Here is a 20064-nt window from a genome sequence, read left to right on the forward strand (position 1 = left end):
GTTCAAGAATACAAGAATGTACGGTACACCAACCTGACGAGAAAGTAGGATGTGTTCACGTGTTTGTGGCATTGGACCATCAGTCGCAGCACATACAAGAATCGCACCGTCCATCTGAGCAGCACCAGTAATCATGTTTTTCACATAATCGGCGTGTCCTGGGCAGTCTACGTGTGCATAGTGACGTGCAGGAGAATCATATTCAACGTGTGATGTATTAATGGTAATACCACGTGCTTTTTCTTCTGGTGCAGAGTCGATTGCTGCGTAGTCTTTTGCTTCACCACCGTAGGTTTTTGCACAGATTGTCGCAATCGCTGCTGTCAATGTTGTTTTACCATGGTCAACGTGACCGATCGTGCCCACGTTTACGTGTGGTTTATTACGTTCAAACTTAGCCTTAGCCATGTTCATCTTCCTTTGTAGATTGCTTATGCAGGATCACTGCACAAGCATTAGATTTTAACTATAAAATTAGTTAGGCAATATAGTAATCGAAAGATTACTCATCGTCACCTTTTTTACCACCAGTTTGGAATTTCGTGATGATGCCTTCCGCCACATTACGTGGAGTTTCAGCATATTTTGCAAATTCCATAGAATATGTCGCACGACCTTGAGACATAGAACGCATTTGAGTTGCGTAACCAAACATCTCAGCAAGTGGAACTTCTGCACGAATCGCTTTAGTACCACCAGGTAAATCGTCCATACCTTGAACCATACCACGACGACGGTTTAAGTCACCCATGATATCGCCCATGTAGTCTTCAGGAGTTTCCACTTCGACTTTCATTACAGGCTCAAGAAGTACAGGATCTGCTTTCATGAAACCATCACGGAATGCATAAGAACCTGCCATTTTGAACGACAATTCGTCAGAGTCGACATCGTGGTAAGAACCGTCATAAAGTACAGCTTTTACGCCTACAACTGGGTAACCAGCCAAGACACCGTTCTTCATACGTTCTTGAATACCTTTATCAACTGCACCGAAGAATTCTTTTGGTACAACACCACCAACAACTTCTTCAGCGAATTCGTATTCTTTACCAGCTGCTTCAACATCAAGCGGCTCAAGACGTACATAGACGTGACCGAATTTACCTTTACCACCTGTTTGACGGACAAATTTACCTTCTTGTTCAACAACTTTCTTAATGGTTTCTCGGTATGCAACCATTGGCTTACCAATGTTCGCTTCAACACCGAATTCACGCTTCATACGGTCAACGATGATGTCAAGGTGAAGCTCACCCATACCAGCGATAATGGTTTGACCAGATTCTTCATCAGTACGTACACGGAACGATGGATCTTCTTTCGCCAAACGACCTAAAGCGATCGACATTTTTTCTTGGTCAGCTTTAGTTTTTGGTTCAACAGCCAATGAAATTACTGGCTCTGGAAATTCCATACGTTCAAGGGTAATGATGTTTTTCTCATCACACAATGTATCACCAGTAGTTACGTCTTTAAGACCTACACACGCTGCGATATCACCTGCACGAATTTCGTCAAGGTCCTGACGTTCGTTTGCGTGCATTTGCACGATACGACCGATACGCTCACGCTTAGATTTAACTGGGTTAAATACTGGATCGCCTTGCTTAAGTACACCTGAGTAAACACGGATAAACGTCAAGTTACCTACGAACTTGTCATTCATGATTTTGAATGCAAGCGCAGAGAACGGCTCTTCATCAGATGCTTCACGAGATGCTTTAGTTTCAGCTTTATCGTCAAGTACACCTTCGATCGCTTTGACTTCAGTCGGTGATGGCAAGAATTCAATTACAGCGTCCAACATACGTTGTACACCTTTGTTCTTGAATGCAGAACCACAAAGCATTACTTGGATCTCAGAAGCCAATGTACGTGCACGTAGACCTGCAATGATGTCTTCTTTTGAAAGATCGCCATCTTCAAGGTATTTGTCCATCAACTCTTCAGATGCTTCAGCTGCAGCTTCAACCATGTTGGTGCGCCACTCTTCAGCTGTATCTTGAAGATCTGCAGGGATGTCACCGTATTCGAACTGCATACCTTGAGATGCTTCATCCCAGATGATTGCTTTCATTTCGATCAGGTCAACAACACCTTGGAAGTTTTCTTCAGCACCGATTGGTACAACGATTGGTACAGGATTTCCGCCCAAACGTGTTTTTACTTGTTCAACTGCACGGAAGAAGTTTGCACCTGTACGGTCCATCTTGTTCACGAAAGCCAAACGAGGCACTTTATACTTGTTTGCTTGACGCCATACAGTTTCAGACTGAGGTTGTACGCCACCAACTGCACAGTACACCATGCACGCACCATCAAGTACACGCATAGAACGTTCAACTTCAATCGTGAAGTCTACGTGTCCCGGTGTATCAATTACGTTGATACGGTGTTGATCGAATTGGTTACCCATACCTGACCAGAAACAAGTCGTTGCAGCAGAAGTAATGGTAATACCACGCTCTTGCTCTTGTTCCATCCAGTCCATTGTTGCTGCACCATCGTGTACTTCACCAATTTTGTGAGATACACCTGTGTAGAACAAAATACGTTCTGTTGTCGTTGTTTTACCTGCGTCAATGTGCGCAGAGATACCGATATTACGGTAGCGAGAAATTGGAGTTTGGCGAGCCATATCTTACATTCCTAAATGTTATTGTTAAAACAGGACGCATTAAGTCAGTGTCATTTTAAGTTCAACCAACTTAATGCGCTTAAATGACAGCATCATGAAAATTACTCATGAAGATCGCTATCATTTTCCTGAGAAAGCCCTGTTTTATCCGCTTAGAAACGGTAGTGAGAAAAGGCTTTGTTGGCTTCAGCCATACGGTGTACGTCTTCACGCTTTTTCACCGCAGCGCCTTTACCTTCAGATGCATCAAGCAACTCACCAGCAAGACGTAAAGCCATTGTTTTCTCAGAACGCTTAGCAGCAGCATCTACTAACCAACGCATAGCCAAGGCAGTACGACGGGATGGGCGCACTTCCATTGGTACTTGATAAGTAGCACCACCAACACGGCGTGCTTTTACTTCGACCATAGGACGAACTTTTTCAAGTGTATCTTCAAAAAATTCTACTGGGTCAACACTACTATTTTTTTCTTGAACGCGGTCTAAAGCACCGTAAACGATACTTTCTGCAATCGATTTTTTACCGTCTTGCATAACGTGGTTCATGAATTTAGCGATTGTTTGGCTACCAAACTTAGGATCCGGAAGGATTTCACGGGCAGCGACTACGCGACGTCTTGGCATTTTAATCTACCTAACTATACTAGTCTTATGACTAGATGACACTTCAGGGGAATCCAGCAGTTTGTACGAGTGTCATGTACTTACGCTGGCCTTACTATACGTCGCTTGAATTTCATATCTTACAAAGAACTCAAACAAGCGAAACGCTAATATGGTGTGTATGCTTCATTCTAAGGTTGTAATAAATTACTTCTTAGGACGTTTTGCACCGTATTTCGAACGTGCTTGGTTACGATCTTTCACACCTGCGCAGTCCAAAGAACCACGTACTGTATGGTAACGTACACCTGGCAAGTCTTTAACACGACCACCACGAATCAATACAACACTGTGCTCTTGAAGGTTGTGGCCTTCACCACCGATATAGCTTGATACTTCAAAGCCTGAAGTCAAACGTACACGGCACACTTTACGCATTGCAGAGTTTGGTTTTTTAGGTGTAGTAGTATATACACGAGTACATACACCACGGCGTTGTGGACAAGCCTTCAACGCTGGAACTTTTGATTTTTCAATCAAAGTTGTGCGACCCTTACGGATCAACTGATTTGTTGTTGCCATATGGCAATTCTCCCGTTATTGAACAACCTTAAAAAATGCTCAAAATAAAAATTTAAATTAAGCCACTTTTTAAGGGCATGAAATTGTAGATCAAAATCCCTATCGGGTCAATAAGCGCAAATGTTTCGAAATCATGCTTTCAAAGCACAACTAAGCATAAAATAAGCATAAAAAATGACCGCAAATTGCAGTCATTTTTTAGTTTCTTAGATTACAAATTTCACTCAACTCATCAATCAGTTTTCCTTTTGATTAGAGTCATTAGCCTGTTTGGATGTTGCAGATTTTCCCTCAGCTTTGGTTGCGGTCTTAGTCCGTGAGTTCGCTGTACGGCGAGCACTCGGTTTTGCTTCGGCTGATTTGGTCGTCGTGGACTTTGTCGTGCTTCGTTTGGCTGTCGTTGCTTTTTCTGTCGTCGCTTGTTCCGTAGGTGCTATTGTAACGACTTTCGGCGCAGTTTTTGTGGTAGTCGCTTTAGTCGTCTTTGCGGGTGCACGACGAGTCGTCGATTTTTTCACTACAGTTTTTGTTGCTACTTCTTTCTTTGCCAAATCTTCGACTGCGTTATGAATCTCAGCTTCTGTCATTGGTGCTGACTGTTTTTCAGCATGACCTTGCTTTTCAACTTTAACCTTCACAATATCAGGATTGTCATCAAGATGTTGTTGTGCAGTTTTTTGATGAGATTCAGCAAGCTGTTGGTCATTAGCACTGTGCACTAATAATGCAGACACATCATTTTTTGCCAAAGCGTAGACTTGCTGTTGATGAGTATAGCCACGCTGATAGGCTTCAAGCACAGCAATGTGTTGTTCAGGATTGTCGATCAAATAACGACGTGCATGCGCAAAAATTTCATCCGCTTTTTCTGCAACCTCTTCGATCATTTTCACACCATAAAATGCACCGACTAAACCACCTAAAAGTGGGGTGGTATAGCGCAACCATTTTACTTTACCCAATCCATTGAGCATGCTCCACTTATACTGCCCATCTGCATCACTCAAGGCATTTTTAAAACCTTCGAAACTAAAATTACTATCTAAGAAGCTTTGCAGTTGTGAATAATTACCCGTATTGAGCACATCTTTAAAGTTACGAATGCCAAGTAAAAGTACCTGCTTTTCAGCAATCAAACCTAGATCAGATTTCACCAAGACTTGATAGACTGCTTGCTGATCTTCTTCATTATCTAGCTCAAAGCCGTAAGCATGACCTGTTTCATAAATGGTTTTTAACGCCAATAAAACAGACAAAGGTAAATCTGCCACAGCCCCAACCATACCTGCGACACCACTCACACCTCCTTGTAACGCCGCAAAGATTTTATTTACTTCTTTGAGCGCAGATGAAGCACGCGCAGAGCGATCTACATTTTGTTGGAGTTCTTGAATAGATTTTGCGCCAGTTTCTGCGAGGACACGTTCTGTTGATGCGAGTGCCATTGAGGCTTTGGCAAGAAGCTCTAACACTTCATCGGCAGCAGAGTCCAAGCCATTTGGCAATACAAATTTTGAATATTTGTTAACGGCATTGTAGCGATTGCCCAGCACTTGTTTGGTAATGGTTGGGAATTGATTGCGAAATAGTTGATGAATATCTTCATAATCCAAATCAAATTGATCTCGTTGTTGCGCTTTGCCTTCGATCACTTGTCCACTTTTTGCCAACATGTTTGAATTGTTATTTTTATTCAGTGGCGAAACTTTTAAAGTTTGTTGGCGAATTCGCTCAACGATCAGCTTTTTAACTCCCATTACTTTTTTCCTGCCTGTTTTTAAGATACTTTTATGATTAAATGAAATTTTTTAAGCCGTTGCAACTAAGTTTTGTGTGCATGCGTTGCTTTATGTGTCTTAGATTGAATTCTAATGATGATACTTTTGAGGCGAGCTCAATCGAACAGGGTGTATACATCTCATCTTCCATTTAATTTAATTCATGTTTTAAACTGAATTGGCAAAATCAGCCAACATGTTACACTTTTCATGATTCAGTCAGTGATTGCAAAACGCATAGTTTTCGCCATTGCAGTAACTGCTGAAAACCGCTTAAATGTCGGCAGTTAGATTTTCATATTGATAAAAAAGGACATTCCATGAGTCGTCGTGTTGTCATTACAGGTATGGGCATTAATTCATGTATTGGAAATACCCTAGAAGATGTCAAACATTCTCTGGAGCACGGTATTTCAGGCACACGTCATAATGCGAGTTATGCAGAGCTCAACTTTAAAAGTCATGTCAGTGCGCCAGCCGAACAAGATTTTGACAAAATCGACCGTAAGCTCAAACGCTTTATGGGTGTTTGTGCAATGTATGCCTACAATGCAGCGGTCGATGCGGTCAATCATGCGGGATTAACCATTGATGAGATCGGTAGCAATCCACGCTACGGCATCGTTGGTGGTAGCGGTGGCAACTCGACTGCATCTGTCGCTGAAATGGTCAAGCTTTTAGAGGAAAAAGGCGCACGCAAAATTGGTCCATTTTTTGTCCCTCGAAATATGAGTAATACCATTACCGCCAATGTCGGTGTCGCATTTAAAATGCAAGGTATTGCGCACTCGATCACCAGTGCATGTGCAACCTCCGCTGATGCAATTGGTTATGCCTACAACATGATTCAACTGGGTAAACAAGACTTGATGCTTGCAGGTGGTGGTGAAGAAGATCATTGGTCACAAAGCTTATTATTTGATGCAATGGGTGCGCTGAGCTCAAAATACAATGAAACACCTGAAACTGCATCACGCCCTTATTCCAAAGATCGTGATGGCTTTGTCATTGCAGGTGGTGGTGGTTTTGTTGTCCTAGAATCCCTTGAACATGCACAAGCACGTGGCGCAAATATCATTGCCGAAGTCGTTGGCTATGCTGCAAATAGCGATGGTTTCGATATGGTCGCACCAAGTGGTGAAGGTGCAACACGTTGTATCTTGATGGCACTCGATGAAGCAAAACAGCATGGTGTCGATACGATTGATTATGTCAATACTCATGGCACATCTACGCCTGCGGGTGATGTCACCGAGCTTAAAGCGATGGAACGTGCTTTTGGTGAAGGTAAAGTCCCCGCGCTGAGCTCAACCAAATCAATGACAGGTCACAGTTTGGGTGCTGTTGGTGTCCAAGAAGCAATCTATTGTATGCTGATGATGCAAAATGACTTTATCGCTCCAAACATCAATGTGACAGAACTTGATGAAGGGGCTCAAGGTTTCGATATTGTACTTGAAAAACGTGACGCCAAACTTAATACTGTCATGAGTAATAGTTTTGGTTTTGGTGGTGTCAACGCTTGTTTAATCTTTAGAAAATGGGCTGAATGATAAAATTGGGTCTTAGGAAGCTAAACTATGTCATCAAAATCATGCCCTCAGCACCAAGTCTTTGCTAAAATAGATCATTAATTGTATTTATTTGAGTCGTTGATGGACGCACCCTCAGAAGCATTTTTATGGGTCAAAGCACTACACATCATTGCTGTCGTGTGTTGGTTTGCTGCCTTATTCTATTTACCTCGTTTATTTGTCTACCATGCTATGAGCGATGATGCGATTAGCCATCAACGCTTTGAAATCATGGAGCGCAAGCTCTATCGTGGCATCATGTGGCCTTCGATGATTGGCACGCTGATCACTGCGCACTTCTTGGTAGATTGGGGTGATGCAACACGTCACTATCATGAAGCGACATGGTTTTATATCAAAGTGGCTTTGGTTGGCTTATTAGTGATTTATCACTTTATCTGTGGCTATTATCGTAAAAAGTTGATCGACAATGCACACTATAAATCCCATAAATTTTGGCGATTTTTCAATGAATTACCTACGGTAATTTTGATTGCATGTATTATTTTGGTCGTGGTAAAGCCTCAGTTTTGATATAAAAGTCAGTTCTAAGGCTTTCTCATTCTCTCAATTTTATTGAAAAGCAATTCACTCTAATTTGCGAATGCCAAGCAACTATCGTGATTCCACTCTCTTTTTTCTTTGAGTGGTGATTTAATACACAGCTCTCTTTTCGTCTGATAATACGCATAACCTTGTGTATTCTGATTAAGCTTTTCAACTGTCCAATCTTGTCCACTGTGTAAGACGTTAAAAACTCGGATTTTGTTATCGAGAAGCCTTAATCATATTGATATACGCTTTCTGTCAACGGAAAGTGTTTCTAAAATCCCTGCACCAATTTGGTTTCTAAACTTAGCTGAAGCGTCAAGTTTTGGGTGATCGTTTTCCACAACACTTGGCGCCATACGCACATAATCTACATAATTTGATTCTGACCAATTTATTTGTGTTTTCGCCCACTCTGCATACTGATTCGCTGTCATATTATTTTTATAGATTTGTTTGAAAATCAATCGACCTTTCCATGTATTTAAAAGATCAAGCAGACTTGTAGACTCCTCTTCCAACTCCACAAAAGTAGCATTCATTCGCTCTTCGGACAGAAAAGATAATATTTCAATCAGATCTAGTGAAGTCATTTTTCGAATTGAAAAGCTTTTATTGCCAAGTGGCTCAAGACTAATTTCCAGCTCGTGTCCTCTCTGTGAATTTTCGATTTCGAGCAAATGTATAGTATTCACAACAGTATCAATTTGTTTAATCAAAACTGCCTTTTCGATCATATCATTTCGATTGCTTAACATCGTCGTTAATTCATTCACATATAAATGTAATTGCTCAATATCTTGATTTAAAATGAGATGCGATAAATATAAATATTGAATGCTCCTCAAACGCAACCAAGACATATCACAACATGTTATTGGGAGTAGCAACTCAGAATTTTCTAAATTTCCCTGATAAACAAGCATTTTGTACCGATCAATTAGATATTGTTTATTTTTATATTCTGCTTCAACTTCTTGTGCGATTGGCAATAAGTCATTGAGTTTAGGCTGTTGTCGAATGGTGCGAGAGTCAGCTTCAAATATAGCAGTTAACTGTTGATCGAGATCATTATCTAATAGTACATTTTCAGTTAGTTTATGCTCTTTCCATTTATCTCTTTCAAGATTTGTTTGATACCATTCCGCCCAACCTGCATGATAACGCAATCTCCCCAAAACCATTGGGTCTATATCTTTTTTAGCATCAAAACCTAATTCTAAGAAATAAGGGGCTTCTTTTAAATCAGGTTGATAATTCGGATAGATAGCAAGCAAATCTTGTGCATCTTGGGAAAGTGGATCATCGAGTGTCATCCAATACAGAAAAGCTAAAATACCTCCCCAAATTAAAAATATTAAGGCAAAACAACTCAATATTTTAATTGATTTTTTTAACAACATCCTAAAATTATCTTTTTTGAAATTTTATTGAGTTTAGCTTTTTGACCAAAGCATTGCATTAAAATTTTGATCAAAAAGCATCGACTCAAGACATTGTTATCTTTCTAAGAAATCATAAAAACATGAAAATAAAATCGTTAAATCCGCCCAACTTCCAAATATGGAATACGATGCGAATCTATCTCAGGACGTGGGTCACGGCTCGGACACATAAAACCATGTATCCCAGTCAACAGCTCTCCCCGATAATACAGATTCAAACTCTGACGTGGATCGCGATGTGACAATGTATAGCTTACACAGCCTACGCCTCGTGACTTCGATAGTTTCAACGCATCATTCAACATCAAATCATGCAAGGCTTTGTAGCTTGGCTTACACAGTAATGAATGCAGCGCATGGTATTTGATCGAATCGCCTTTTTTCGGCAATTTCATCGTGCCTCGTAGCTTCGCCCATAGGTTGTAAATCGGTCGAATCATGCCGATCGTCCAACCATAATCCAAAATTTTGGTTTGTTTAAAACTACTTTGTGACCACAATCCAAACATGCCAATCAGCTGATCATTCAAATAGTACAATTGAAAATCGGAGAGCGCCAAACCTTGATAATACTTTGAACCACTCAGTAATTCGTTAAAGTCATAGGCAGGAATAAAGTTATAAAACTTTGCCATGCGCTGTACAAACTGATTCATCGCTTCAATATCATCTTTGCCTGCGGTTCGAATACGCAAGTTGCTCAGGTAATGCTGATCTTCCGACTCAATAAGAAGTCTTTCTTTGTGTTTATTCCGATGGATTGCCGTTAATGTCAAAGTTTCAACACTCCCTTCTTCGTAATAGTCAGGAATTCCGACCTTACCAGTTTGTACCGCTTTTCGTGCTGCAAGATTGTCATTAAAAATAATCATATGGTTAAAGTCTGGCTGTTGCATGGTTTTACGCATGTAATAGCCCATCTCTTTCATCAAGGTCGTACCACGATAGTCGGCATGAATACGTAAGTCACTCGCATATCGCATCGGTTGGATTTCACCATTGATATAGCAAGGACGATGACCATTGCTGTAGCATGCCACCAGTTTTTGCGTTGCGATGTCTTCTACCACACAATGATCATTGACCTGATATATCACTTGACTGGCATTGAAGTAGCTCGGCTCTCTTTGAAAGCTAATGGTTACGCCTTTGGTGGTCATCGGCACACAGATCAATTTCAATAAAGCCGCTTCATCTGATGCAACTGCTGCTCGCACGTTAAAGTTTGAGCTTTTCTTTTGTTGCGGGGCATTTGGTTGCGGTGCATTTGATTGTTGTGGCATCAAAGTTTGTACTTGATGTGCCGATTCTGATTGTTTTAAAGCAGTGTGCTGTGCGTCTAATTTCTGCGCATCTACTTTCTGCGTATGCGTTTTATTTAAAGTATCCATCATTATTTTCCCATTCCTTGAGTATAAAGCTGTAAAAATATCCTTGCGAAAGTGTGCTTTCAAAAATGTGTTTTCGAAAATCATAACTGCCCTGTCAGGTCTAATAAGCGATATACCAAAATCACCTCATCCTGTTGATTGACAATTTTTTGTGTATGAAGCTCCAAGACTTTTTGCTCCGCCATCAGAAAGTCATAAGAAGTCTTCGTCCCAACTTCCAACTCTCTGGTAATAAAGTGCAATGCGATCTCTGCGGATTCGATCGCTTCGTCAATTGCCTTTTTATTCTCCCGAACCGCACCAAGCTGTGAATAAACAGTTTTGGTTTCAGCCTCTAGGTCGTGACGCACCACTTCGACTTGCTGTGCTGCGAGCATTCGATCCGCACTGGCTTTTTTACGATCGGCAGCATTGCGACCATGATCGAACAGTGGAATTTTTAGTTGCACGCCCATCATGTAGTTTTCACTTTCACTATTGATGCTATGCAATTCGTGCTGTGTACCGATGCGACTGGTCAAAGACAACATTGGTTTAAGCTGTGCTTTGACCAAATCGTATTGACTAGACGCTGCATCAAGCTCCAATTTGGCTTGTTGCAGACTTGGATGACGCTCAATCATTTCAAGGCTTTCAGATAAATTTGGACTGTAGTTCGGCACAGCAACCGAGTCGTCCATCTGTGAAATATCCACGCCAGTGATTTTATAAAACTCTGTTTGACTGATATCTAAGTTGGATCGTGCCAAAACACTATCTGCCTGACCTTGTGCATACTGTGCTTTGACTTGGGCAAGATCGGCACGAGTAATCACACCTGCGGAAAATTTCTTATCCGCTTCATAGACCGAGCGACGTAGATTCTCTAAGGTACTGAGCTGAAGTTGTGACAAAGCATACTGCTTCAACACATCAGTATAGACTTGCACCGTAGTCAAAATCGTTCGTGCACGCTGTCCAGATAAAGCTTGAACCTGTGCTGAGGAGCGCAACTTTGCCGATTGGATTTCGAGCTGTTTGCGTCCCCATGTGTACAGTGGGTAATCTGCCTGCAACTCTGCGCTACGGATACTTTTATAACCCTCTGATGGGAAGATCGTGCCATGATGTGCCACGACTTTTTCACGTCCGATCTGCCCAACGAGATTGACATCTAGCCCATAGCGACGCTGTGCTTGCTGTACCACTGCATCCTGCTGTACCAAACGCAGTTGGCTGATTTGCATTTGATCTTCATGCTTCAATGCAGCGTCGATCGCCTCACTCAAGCTGATAGCCGATACCGACTGCAATGGCGATACAAAGACAGCACTCAGCATGCCAAGCATCCACATTTTTCTTAACATGCTTTGCCCCGAATCATTCTTTTAATTTTCAAAGACATCCCCTTTATTTCATCAACTGAGGTTTAACCTTTCGAATTGAACTTTTCAGCTCCAAACCTTCTAGCTTCAAATCTTCTAGCTTCGATCATGCTCGGATCAATTAAATGGATGCTTTTGCTGTGTTTTAAAATTGACCTCAAGTGCTGAATCTAACTTCGCGATCAACGACTTGTAGCTTTCGATGCTTATTTTTTTCAATGGTTCAGGTTTGATATTTCCCTCAATCATGCCTTCACGCATCACAAGGTCTTTATAGCCTTGCCAACCATTTTCAACCATAAGCATACGAGGTAATCCCAACTGCTTCAGATCACGAGCCAATTCATAATGGAAATGTTGTCGAAGCTGTCGATCGACCCATTCCGCTTGGACAGATTGATCTTGATATAGACTTTGTTTTGCCAAACCATCTTGAACTGAGCTGTCAGCTTGATTGATCTGCGCAGGCTCCATCAATACCGCATAGAATGGACGTTCTGATGCTTGATTGGTTTCTACTGCGAGTAAAGAAATCGCTTTGACATTATCGTGTTGATTGATTTTTCCAAGTAATTGCTGTGCAACATCAGGCGATAGTTTTTCACCGACCAAATCCACGCCAAAGCGTCGTCCCTGAAATTCAAAGCACGGCACATTGCCCCAAAACTCAGTGACTTTGAGATGATCATCAAGACAATAGCGTAATAAGCCATTACCACTACTGATAATCGGGCTGACGTGATCACCAACTTTCAGCTCCCAAGATGGGACGATTTGACCAAGCTTGTCGCCTTGCAGATATTCAAACTCATAGAAATGGCTTTTATAGGCAAGTGGATAGCGTCCTTGATAAGGAATCGTGACCACACCTTCCGTTGCCCACAGCCCTTTACCTTCAAAGCCTGAATGAGGTACTTCCTGTTGAAGTAGTTTTGCCCACTGCTTCGCTCCTGCCGTATCCCATGATGAGATCAGCTTCAACTGCGTCCACAAGCGTTCGAGGTCAATTTCCCCTTCATCAATCATCTGCATCAACAGTTTGGCGCGCTTCGGTGCAAATGGTGCATCGACATTTTGCAACGATGTTTCACGCTTCGCCCAAGATCCAGTCATCAATACCATCACAATGTCTTCAGCTTGCTCATTGAGTCGTTCGATCAACTGCAAAGCAAAGGTTGGGCTCCATACCGAGATGAGCGCCAAATCTTCAGTAGCGACCAAGTAGCATAAGGTTGCAAACATCGCATCATCAGGATTTCCCGCAAATGATACATGCTGTGGCACTGCCTGCGTAAACTGGGTAATCAGACGTTTTCCAACACTCAGTAATGCACTGTCATCATTTAGATTGTCTTCTTTAATCAAGGCACGTTGGCTGTCAGGTAGCCAAGATACCGACCAATAATGTTTCCCTTTGGCTAGACCCGAAGACTTGCGGTACATACTGCTCAACCACGGTGCAATCGCCTGATCAAGCTCATCAAGAAAGGCTTTGGTATAAGGAATAAACTTGATTTGATCACTCGAACCACTGGTCGGTTGAAAGCGCACCAACTCACTATGCGACAGTGCATCTTGCCCATTACGCCAATCCATGACGTCACTTTTCCAGTCTGCATAGCGTGTTAGCGGAAGCTTTCGAAATTCTTCGTAATCTTGAATATTACGAATATTCGGTTGACTGGCATGGCTCAATATCTGCTTTAAGCGTTTGCGCTGTATGCTTTTGATCTGATATTTACCCGCGTGGAATTTCACATCTGCGACTTTACACATACTGCGCAACAGCAAATGTGAATACCAAGTTCGGTTTAGCAATTGTTTGCCTAGACTCAATCTCGATCGTGGAGAGCTCATACGTTGCTCTCCAGCTTTTTGAACGTTGCTTTACGATGGCGGATTGCCTCAAACTTGCCAACACTGGTTTGTTTTGATAAATAATGCACTGGATAACGTGCAATATCTTTCCAACCAAATCTCCCAACACACGGTAGCTCTGTCCCTTTGATCCATGTTGGATTCATACGTTCAAAAAAGCCAATTTTCGGGTTTTTCGCTTTCATCTCAGCGGTGATCGGTGCGATGTCTTGTTTTAATGGTTGATAATCTTCACCGAAGTTGAGCAAGCCACTGCGATTGTCATAAAACTTGGCGTAGAAGCGTTTGCAATATTCCTCGACAATAGGTGCAAGGTTGCGATGCTCGCCATCTACATTTGGATAGTAGACTTCATAATTATTGGCAAGTAACAGATACGTTTTATAGCCTTTAGAAATCAGCATCCAATACACTTCTTCGAGTGGATACATCAGGCGAATTTTGACTTTGAGTTTAAACATCGTGCTTTGCAACGCACGTGAGCCCCAAAACTCTTTGAGAATCACAGTATCACCACTAAAGATAAAGCGATACTTTTTACCTTGATAATCAAAGTTGTTGAGCACAACGGTAGAAAACCCAACAATGGTATTCGACTTCGATTCAAAGACAAGAATCGCACCATCTTTTTCATTGAAATCACTGAGAAAAAGTTCAAAGTTGGTATTATGATAATACTGTTTGTAAATGTCATACATCACTTCCTTTTGACGATGACTAATCTGCGCCAAAGATAAGTATTTTCCATAAGTATCTTGTGCTTTGATTCCTTTAATGACCTTATTTCGGATTGTCGTAAGATTCATCATAATTCTCCATGTTACATCAAGTTATTATTTCACCCCTGTTTTCTAAAACACTTAGAAAGCAGTTTTACATCAAATAGTTACATCAGTTCAGTACATCAATTATTTTTACAACATCTGCTGTTCTCGAAGTTCAATACAACAGTGATTCATCAACTTGCTCAATCGCATTTGGGACAAGTTTGAGTTCAATGATTTACATCGTTATTCGGCCTAAATGAGCTACATTTAAGTCGGCATTTTTTTCGGTTTATCCATGAAATAGGTCAACACTGCCGCAGCAAACATAATGATCGACAAGAGCTTGAATAGATCACTAAAGCTTCCTGTCAATGCCTGCGCATAGATGTCTTTATTCATGGTTTGGTATGCGAGCTGCTCAGCATTTTCGCCACTTTCTGCATACATCTGTTTGAGTTGATTCAGATGTTCAACAAACATCAGATTTTCAGGTGTCAGCATACTTTTCAGCTCTGAGGCATGCCATGCCGTGAGCCAATCTACCGACGAATTAATCAAAGCTAAGCTAACCGCACCTCCAATATTTCGCATCAAGTTATACACACCACTGGCATCTGCGACTTTTTCCAGTGGTAAGGTACTCATGGCAAGATGGGACACCACGATCAAGCAGATCATCAACCCAATCCCACGAAAGACCTGTGGCCAAAACATAAAATCATAATCACTATGAATAGTCAGATTGGCATTCATCAAAACACCACACGCTGCCAACAACATGCCAATAAAGACCGTAAGGCGTGCATCAAAGTTTGGAATTAACCATGCCAAAAATGGCGCAAAGCAGAACATCACCACACCTGTGACCATCATGATGTGACCGATTTGGCTACTATTGAGCTCTCGTACCTGACCGAGAAAAACTGGAATCATATAACCCAAGCCGTATAACGCCATACCGATCACAAACGTGACGATACAGCTCAGGCTAAAGTTTTTATTTTGAAAAACGGATAAATCCAGCAAAGGCTTTGGTCGAGTAAAGCTTCGATGAAAAAACACCACAGCACCGATCAGACACGTCGCCAATGCAACACGTACCCCAAAAGACTGTAGCCAGTCATGCCGTGCACCTTCATCAAGAAAATACTCAAGCCCACCCAAGAAGCACGCCAAACCTATGAGCGCAATCCAATCCATCGTTTTTAATAAACTCACATCGCCACGATCAATATCTTGATTGGCATAGATCACCACTGCGATCAAAATCCCAGGAATGATGTTGATCAAAAACATCCAATGCCATGAAAAATTTGTCGTCAGCCAACCGCCAATTGTAGGACCGATCGCAGGACCTAGTGTGCTCACCATACCAAAGACCACTAAAGGCAAGGTGCGCTTTACTTCAGGAAAAAGTAAATACATTGCGGTCATCGAGGTTGGAATCATGCCACCGCCCATGAATCCCTGAATGGCACGAAAGCATAATAAACTTTCCAAATCCCACGCCATCGCACAAAGCAACGAACTAATGGTAAAACCCACCGCACACATCACATAATAGGTACGAGTAGAAAATACCCTCGCCAATACACTGGATAATGGAATAGCGATAATCTCAGCGATCAAATACGTCGTTTGCACCCACGCCACTTCGTAGCGACTAGCACTCATCCCTGCTTGGATTTCATTGAGTGAACTGGCAACGATTTGAATATCCAAGATCGCCATGAAGTTCCCAAAGATCATCGCAGAGAAAATCACCCAAGCAACTTTCGGGCTAAACTGCCAATCTGACTGTTGAGCGTGGTATGGCTGATTGCTTTCGTATTGGTTCACCTGATCCATGGTATCCCTCGACTCTGTCCTATGCGCCTGACTTAGCTACACAAACGATACAAATAATTAGCTACGCACATCGACAGTAGCAACGACAGACAAGCCAGGACGAAACACATCATTATTCGGGTTGTCTTCTAAGGCGATCCGCACAGGGATTCTTTGCACAACTTTGTTAAAGTTTCCTGTCGCATTATCAGGAGGCATCATGGTAAACACCGCACCAGACGCAGGTGAGAAACTTTCAATTTTCCCTTGAAACTCTTGATTTGGATACGCATCGAGCTGGAGTTTAACCAATTGCCCAATGTGCATTTTCTCGATTTGCGTTTCTTTGTAGTTTGCTTCGACATAAATGGTTTTATCTGGAACGATGGCGATCAAACGAGATTGTGGTGTGACTCGTGAACCGAGCTGAACGGATAATGCGCCAACTTTTCCATCGACTGGCGATACAATGGTGGTTGCATGACGTTCAATCTCATACAGTGCTAATGATGCTTTGGCATTTTCCACATCAGCACTTAATCGTCCTTTTTCCGCACTCACACTCGCCACTTGCGCCGTTGCCGCTGCGACCGCAGATTGCGCATTATCTCGCTGTGCTTTGGCACTACTGTACTGGGCTTGGATAGATTCAAAATGTTGACGTGTAATTACGCCATCATTCATCAACTCCTCATAGCGTTGATATTCTTCACTCAGTCGAGTGACCTCAGCCTGTGTCGCACGGAGCTGTGCTTTGGCTTCTAGGATTTTTGCTTCTGCGGCATATTGATTACCCTTTTGCACACGTAAATTCGCTTGCTTGGCATCGACCTGCGCCACAGCTTGATCATAACGTGCTTGATAATCTCGATCGTCCAACGTAAATAAGACATCGCCTTTTTTGACATATTGATTTTCTTTCACCTCGATCGTCGCCACTTCTGCAGCAATACGAGGCACAATCCATGTCACATCTGCTTTGACATAGGCATTATCAGTAGACTGAAAATAACGATAAACAAGGAAATAATAAGCGACAACGATCAATGACAAGATGATCAATACGCTCAATATCATCCATGATACTTTTTTTCGGCGTGCAAAAACTTGCGTTTGGTTTTGATGCTCCACATCACACCCCTAATTTATATTGCAGAAAATTTTATTGCAGTCAGCCTGCAAAGTTATTCATGTTCAGCCAGCGATATCCATCGACGGCGTTGCTTATTCATTGGTTATTTAGCTTTAGAAATTGATTTTAAAAATCCGAGCTAAGTCGGCGAGATTTTATATATGAAAAAAAATAAGTGAATACGTGTTTTTTTAAATATGAATTAATAGAATTAAAAACACGACTTAAATTATTGTTTATTAAGAATTTGGTTAATTGTAGTCAAAATGTAGCCAAAACTGTCAATTTTTGTCAGCGGTTGCGCTTTTTGCAACTCGCTTGCTGTGCCATAACCATAACTGACCGCAATACTTTTGACGTCATTTTGACGTGCACCAATGATGTCAAACTCACGATCTCCAATCATTACAGTCACTTCCGCATCCAAATTCTCTTGTTCTAAAAGATATGCTATCAATTCCGCTTTATTGGTACGCTCACCTGTCAGTTCACTGCCATAGATTTTTTTGAAATATTTTGCCAAGTCAAAATGCGCCAAGATTTGCTCCGCATAAATGGTTGGCTTCGCTGATGCGACAAAAAGCCGATAACCTTGTTGCTGTAATTTTTCTAAGGTTTCTGCTACTTCAGGATAGACTTCATTTTCAAACAAGCCAATCGTGCTAAACCGTTCTCGATACAAAGCCAATGCTTGCTCTGCCAATTGATCTATATTGACAGTGTCATCGTCCGATTGTAATAATTTTGCCAAAGAGGCTTTCAGCGGTGGACCAATACACCAGTCCAAATCCACTTTATCAGCAAGTGGTCGCCCGAGTTTTTGCATGGCATAGCGAATACAGGTGGTAATACCGAGTTTTGGATCGGTCAATGTTCCATCTAAATCAATCAAAATATTTTCTATCTTCATCGCTACTTACCACTTTGTACCAAACTATTGCCATCAAAATTGATTGCACATTTTATGTCGTGAATTTTAACAATGCCCTTGCTAGAATGTCATGTATTAAATCTTCATTTGCAATCAAAGGAACTGTGCAGTGCGCCCAACGGTATTATGTTTTTCAGGATTAGACCCATCAGGCGGAGCAGGCTTACAGGCTGACATCGAAGCCATCGGACTAAGCGGCGCACATGCAGCGATTGCCTGTACTGCGCTAACCATTCAAAACTCGCAAAATGTCTTTGGTTTTGAAGCAACTTCAAAGGATTTACTGCTTGCGCAGGCCAATGCAGTGATTGATGATTTACCGATTAATACCGTGAAATCTGGCATGCTCGGCACCACGGACAACATTGCTGTTTTGGCTGAGTTTTTAGATCAGCATGCCGATTTACACTATGTGCTTGATCCTGTATTGGTGGCGAATAGCGGTGGCAGTTTGGGCGACTTACCCACTTTGGTGGAAGCCTTTAAAGTGCTGATTCCTCGTGCAACAGTGATTACCCCAAATACGGTCGAGCTACGTGCTTTGACAGGTTGTGAGGATTTGACCCAAGCCACACAGCGCATTTTTGAACTGGGTGCAAAAGCGGTTTTAGTCAAAGGCGGTCATGAAAAACTGCCTGCCGATGTGATCATCAATCGCTTATATGTCGCAGGTGAATTGGTCTATGAGAGTGAAATGCCACGCATTGACGGTGAATTTCATGGGTCAGGCTGTTCGTTGGCGAGCTTTATCGCAGGGCGATTGGCGCTGAATGACTCACTGGAAAAAGCAGTTGAACTTGCGGAAAAATGGTTACATCGTGCATTAGAACGTGCTGATAGTCCGCATGTTGACGGACAGAAGATGCCACGTCGTTTTACTTAAACCCAATTCGACAACATGAATTTTCCATAAAAAATGCGAGCTTTTCGATCAGAAGCTCGCATTTTTATTCAAGTGAAATACTTATGCTTTAGGCAAAGTCACACCTGTTTGACCTTGATATTTTCCACCACGGTCTTTGTATGAGGTTTCGCAGACTTCATCACTTTCAAAAAACAGCATTTGTGCTACGCCTTCTCCTGCATAGATTCGTGCAGGCAAATTTGTTGTATTCGAAAATTCAAGTGTTACATGTCCTTCCCACTCAGGCTCAAGCGGCGTGACATTCACAATAATGCCACAACGTGCATAAGTCGATTTACCCAAGCAAATGGTCAAAACATTACGTGGAATACGGAAATATTCAACGGTACGTGCCAATGCAAAAGAGTTTGGCGGAATGATACAAACGTCTGATTCAATATCAATAAAACTTTTATCATCGAAATTTTTCGGATCGACAATCGCAGAATGTACATTGGTAAATACTTTGAATTCACGAGCACAGCGCACGTCATAGCCATAGCTCGATACGCCATAAGAAATCAACTTTTCGCCATGCTCATCATAACGAATCTGACCTGAAGCATACGGCTCGATCATGCCATGTTGCTCACTCATTTCACGAATCCAACGATCAGATTTGATTGCCATATAATTCCTACTTACTCAATCTTTATTAAACGATTTAAATTTTTAACGATACTAACGCAAATTACC

The 20064-nt window shown here is 41.8% G+C and carries 17 protein-coding genes; 3 read left to right on the plus strand and 14 right to left on the minus strand.

All coding sequences use genetic code 11. The features are described 5' to 3' along the window. The 5 genes from ACE3PQ_RS07945 to ACE3PQ_RS07965 form a co-directional block, all read right to left on the minus strand. Nucleotides 1-408: GTP-binding protein (locus tag ACE3PQ_RS07945; protein ID WP_374294628.1), on the minus strand; the 408-nt coding region annotated here is incomplete at its 3' end. A gap of 94 nt (nucleotides 409-502) precedes the next feature. Next, complete coding sequence (gene fusA, locus ACE3PQ_RS07950; RefSeq protein ID WP_374296729.1) at nucleotides 503-2641, minus strand: elongation factor G; 2139 nt, start codon at nucleotides 2639-2641, stop codon at nucleotides 503-505. 152 nt (nucleotides 2642-2793) lie between these two features. Beyond that, the gene (gene rpsG / locus ACE3PQ_RS07955) at nucleotides 2794-3267 is read right to left on the minus strand and encodes a 30S ribosomal protein S7 (RefSeq protein ID WP_092617924.1); all 474 of its coding nucleotides are present in this window, start codon (nucleotides 3265-3267) and stop codon (nucleotides 2794-2796) included. Nucleotides 3268-3453: 186 nt separating this feature from the next. Next, entirely contained in the window at nucleotides 3454-3828 is a 375-nt protein-coding gene (gene rpsL, locus ACE3PQ_RS07960) for a 30S ribosomal protein S12 (RefSeq protein ID WP_092617921.1), read from the minus strand. Nucleotides 3829-4064: 236 nt separating this feature from the next. Next, on the minus strand, nucleotides 4065-5585 hold the full coding sequence (locus tag ACE3PQ_RS07965) for an EcsC family protein (RefSeq protein WP_374296732.1): 1521 nt from the start codon (nucleotides 5583-5585) through the stop codon (nucleotides 4065-4067). 341 nt (nucleotides 5586-5926) lie between these two features. Between ACE3PQ_RS07965 and ACE3PQ_RS07970 the strand changes: the two genes are divergently transcribed. Both ACE3PQ_RS07970 and hemJ read left to right on the plus strand, forming a co-directional pair. Beyond that, nucleotides 5927-7159: a beta-ketoacyl-ACP synthase II gene (locus ACE3PQ_RS07970; protein ID WP_374296734.1), complete on the plus strand. Its 1233-nt coding sequence runs from the start codon at nucleotides 5927-5929 to the stop codon at nucleotides 7157-7159. A gap of 102 nt (nucleotides 7160-7261) precedes the next feature. Beyond that, a complete protein-coding gene (gene hemJ, locus ACE3PQ_RS07975) occupies nucleotides 7262-7714 on the plus strand; it encodes a protoporphyrinogen oxidase HemJ (RefSeq protein ID WP_374296736.1) in 453 nt (150 codons plus the stop codon). A 251-nt stretch (nucleotides 7715-7965) separates the two neighbouring features. Here hemJ and ACE3PQ_RS07980 read toward each other — a convergent pair whose 3' ends face one another. The 8 genes from ACE3PQ_RS07980 to ACE3PQ_RS08015 all read right to left on the minus strand — a co-directional run bounded on the left by ACE3PQ_RS07980 (nucleotide 7966) and on the right by ACE3PQ_RS08015 (nucleotide 18443). Beyond that, nucleotides 7966-9132, minus strand: a complete 1167-nt coding sequence (locus ACE3PQ_RS07980) for a hypothetical protein (RefSeq protein ID WP_374296738.1) — start codon at nucleotides 9130-9132, stop codon at nucleotides 7966-7968. A gap of 137 nt (nucleotides 9133-9269) precedes the next feature. After that, nucleotides 9270-10457 (minus strand): hypothetical protein, encoded by a 1188-nt coding sequence (locus ACE3PQ_RS07985; RefSeq protein WP_374296772.1) that lies wholly within the window; start codon nucleotides 10455-10457, stop codon nucleotides 9270-9272. Between the two features lie 188 nt (nucleotides 10458-10645). Then, entirely contained in the window at nucleotides 10646-11911 is a 1266-nt protein-coding gene (locus tag ACE3PQ_RS07990; protein WP_374296740.1) for a TolC family protein, read from the minus strand. Between the two features lie 135 nt (nucleotides 11912-12046). Beyond that, complete coding sequence (locus tag ACE3PQ_RS07995; protein WP_374296742.1) at nucleotides 12047-13786, minus strand: GH3 auxin-responsive promoter family protein; 1740 nt, start codon at nucleotides 13784-13786, stop codon at nucleotides 12047-12049. After that, on the minus strand, nucleotides 13783-14616 hold the full coding sequence (locus ACE3PQ_RS08000) for a hypothetical protein (RefSeq protein WP_374296744.1): 834 nt from the start codon (nucleotides 14614-14616) through the stop codon (nucleotides 13783-13785). Before ACE3PQ_RS08000 ends, ACE3PQ_RS07995 begins: the two co-directional genes overlap by 4 nt. A 225-nt stretch (nucleotides 14617-14841) precedes the next feature. After that, complete coding sequence (locus tag ACE3PQ_RS08005) at nucleotides 14842-16422, minus strand: DHA2 family efflux MFS transporter permease subunit (protein WP_374296746.1); 1581 nt, start codon at nucleotides 16420-16422, stop codon at nucleotides 14842-14844. 57 nt (nucleotides 16423-16479) lie between these two features. After that, nucleotides 16480-17478 (minus strand): HlyD family secretion protein, encoded by a 999-nt coding sequence (locus ACE3PQ_RS08010; RefSeq protein ID WP_374296774.1) that lies wholly within the window; start codon nucleotides 17476-17478, stop codon nucleotides 16480-16482. A 284-nt stretch (nucleotides 17479-17762) separates the two neighbouring features. Continuing rightward, nucleotides 17763-18443, minus strand: a complete 681-nt coding sequence (locus tag ACE3PQ_RS08015; protein ID WP_374296748.1) for an HAD-IA family hydrolase — start codon at nucleotides 18441-18443, stop codon at nucleotides 17763-17765. Between the two features lie 130 nt (nucleotides 18444-18573). Between ACE3PQ_RS08015 and ACE3PQ_RS08020 the strand changes: the two genes are divergently transcribed. Beyond that, nucleotides 18574-19347, plus strand: a complete 774-nt coding sequence (locus ACE3PQ_RS08020; protein WP_374296750.1) for a hydroxymethylpyrimidine/phosphomethylpyrimidine kinase — start codon at nucleotides 18574-18576, stop codon at nucleotides 19345-19347. Between the two features lie 81 nt (nucleotides 19348-19428). Here the strand turns inward: ACE3PQ_RS08020 and dcd are convergent, their stop codons facing one another. After that, the gene (gene dcd, locus ACE3PQ_RS08025; RefSeq protein ID WP_092617896.1) at nucleotides 19429-19998 is read right to left on the minus strand and encodes a dCTP deaminase; all 570 of its coding nucleotides are present in this window, start codon (nucleotides 19996-19998) and stop codon (nucleotides 19429-19431) included. Nucleotides 19999-20064 lie beyond the last annotated feature (66 nt).

This window comes from Acinetobacter sp. (genome assembly GCF_041911495.1).
Lineage (GTDB): Bacteria > Pseudomonadota > Gammaproteobacteria > Pseudomonadales > Moraxellaceae > Acinetobacter.

What these genes read in the sequence shown, in the direction of transcription:
- fusA (WP_374296729.1), bottom strand. Translation starts at nt 2,641, where the DNA reads ATGGCTCGCCAAACTCCAATTTCTCGCTACCGTAATATCGGTATCTCT.
- rpsG (WP_092617924.1), bottom strand. Translation starts at nt 3,267, where the DNA reads ATGCCAAGACGTCGCGTAGTCGCTGCCCGTGAAATCCTTCCGGATCCT.
- rpsL (WP_092617921.1), bottom strand. Translation starts at nt 3,828, where the DNA reads ATGGCAACAACAAATCAGTTGATCCGTAAGGGTCGCACAACTTTGATT.
- ACE3PQ_RS07965 (WP_374296732.1), bottom strand. Translation starts at nt 5,585, where the DNA reads ATGGGAGTTAAAAAGCTGATCGTTGAGCGAATTCGCCAACAAACTTTA.
- ACE3PQ_RS07970 (WP_374296734.1), top strand. Translation starts at nt 5,927, where the DNA reads ATGAGTCGTCGTGTTGTCATTACAGGTATGGGCATTAATTCATGTATT.
- hemJ (WP_374296736.1), top strand. Translation starts at nt 7,262, where the DNA reads ATGGACGCACCCTCAGAAGCATTTTTATGGGTCAAAGCACTACACATC.
- ACE3PQ_RS07980 (WP_374296738.1), bottom strand. Translation starts at nt 9,132, where the DNA reads ATGTTGTTAAAAAAATCAATTAAAATATTGAGTTGTTTTGCCTTAATA.
- ACE3PQ_RS07985 (WP_374296772.1), bottom strand. Translation starts at nt 10,457, where the DNA reads ATGCCACAACAATCAAATGCACCGCAACCAAATGCCCCGCAACAAAAG.
- ACE3PQ_RS07990 (WP_374296740.1), bottom strand. Translation starts at nt 11,911, where the DNA reads ATGTTAAGAAAAATGTGGATGCTTGGCATGCTGAGTGCTGTCTTTGTA.
- ACE3PQ_RS07995 (WP_374296742.1), bottom strand. Translation starts at nt 13,786, where the DNA reads ATGAGCTCTCCACGATCGAGATTGAGTCTAGGCAAACAATTGCTAAAC.
- ACE3PQ_RS08000 (WP_374296744.1), bottom strand. Translation starts at nt 14,616, where the DNA reads ATGATGAATCTTACGACAATCCGAAATAAGGTCATTAAAGGAATCAAA.
- ACE3PQ_RS08005 (WP_374296746.1), bottom strand. Translation starts at nt 16,422, where the DNA reads ATGGATCAGGTGAACCAATACGAAAGCAATCAGCCATACCACGCTCAA.
- ACE3PQ_RS08010 (WP_374296774.1), bottom strand. Translation starts at nt 17,478, where the DNA reads ATGATATTGAGCGTATTGATCATCTTGTCATTGATCGTTGTCGCTTAT.
- ACE3PQ_RS08015 (WP_374296748.1), bottom strand. Translation starts at nt 18,443, where the DNA reads ATGAAGATAGAAAATATTTTGATTGATTTAGATGGAACATTGACCGAT.
- dcd (WP_092617896.1), bottom strand. Translation starts at nt 19,998, where the DNA reads ATGGCAATCAAATCTGATCGTTGGATTCGTGAAATGAGTGAGCAACAT.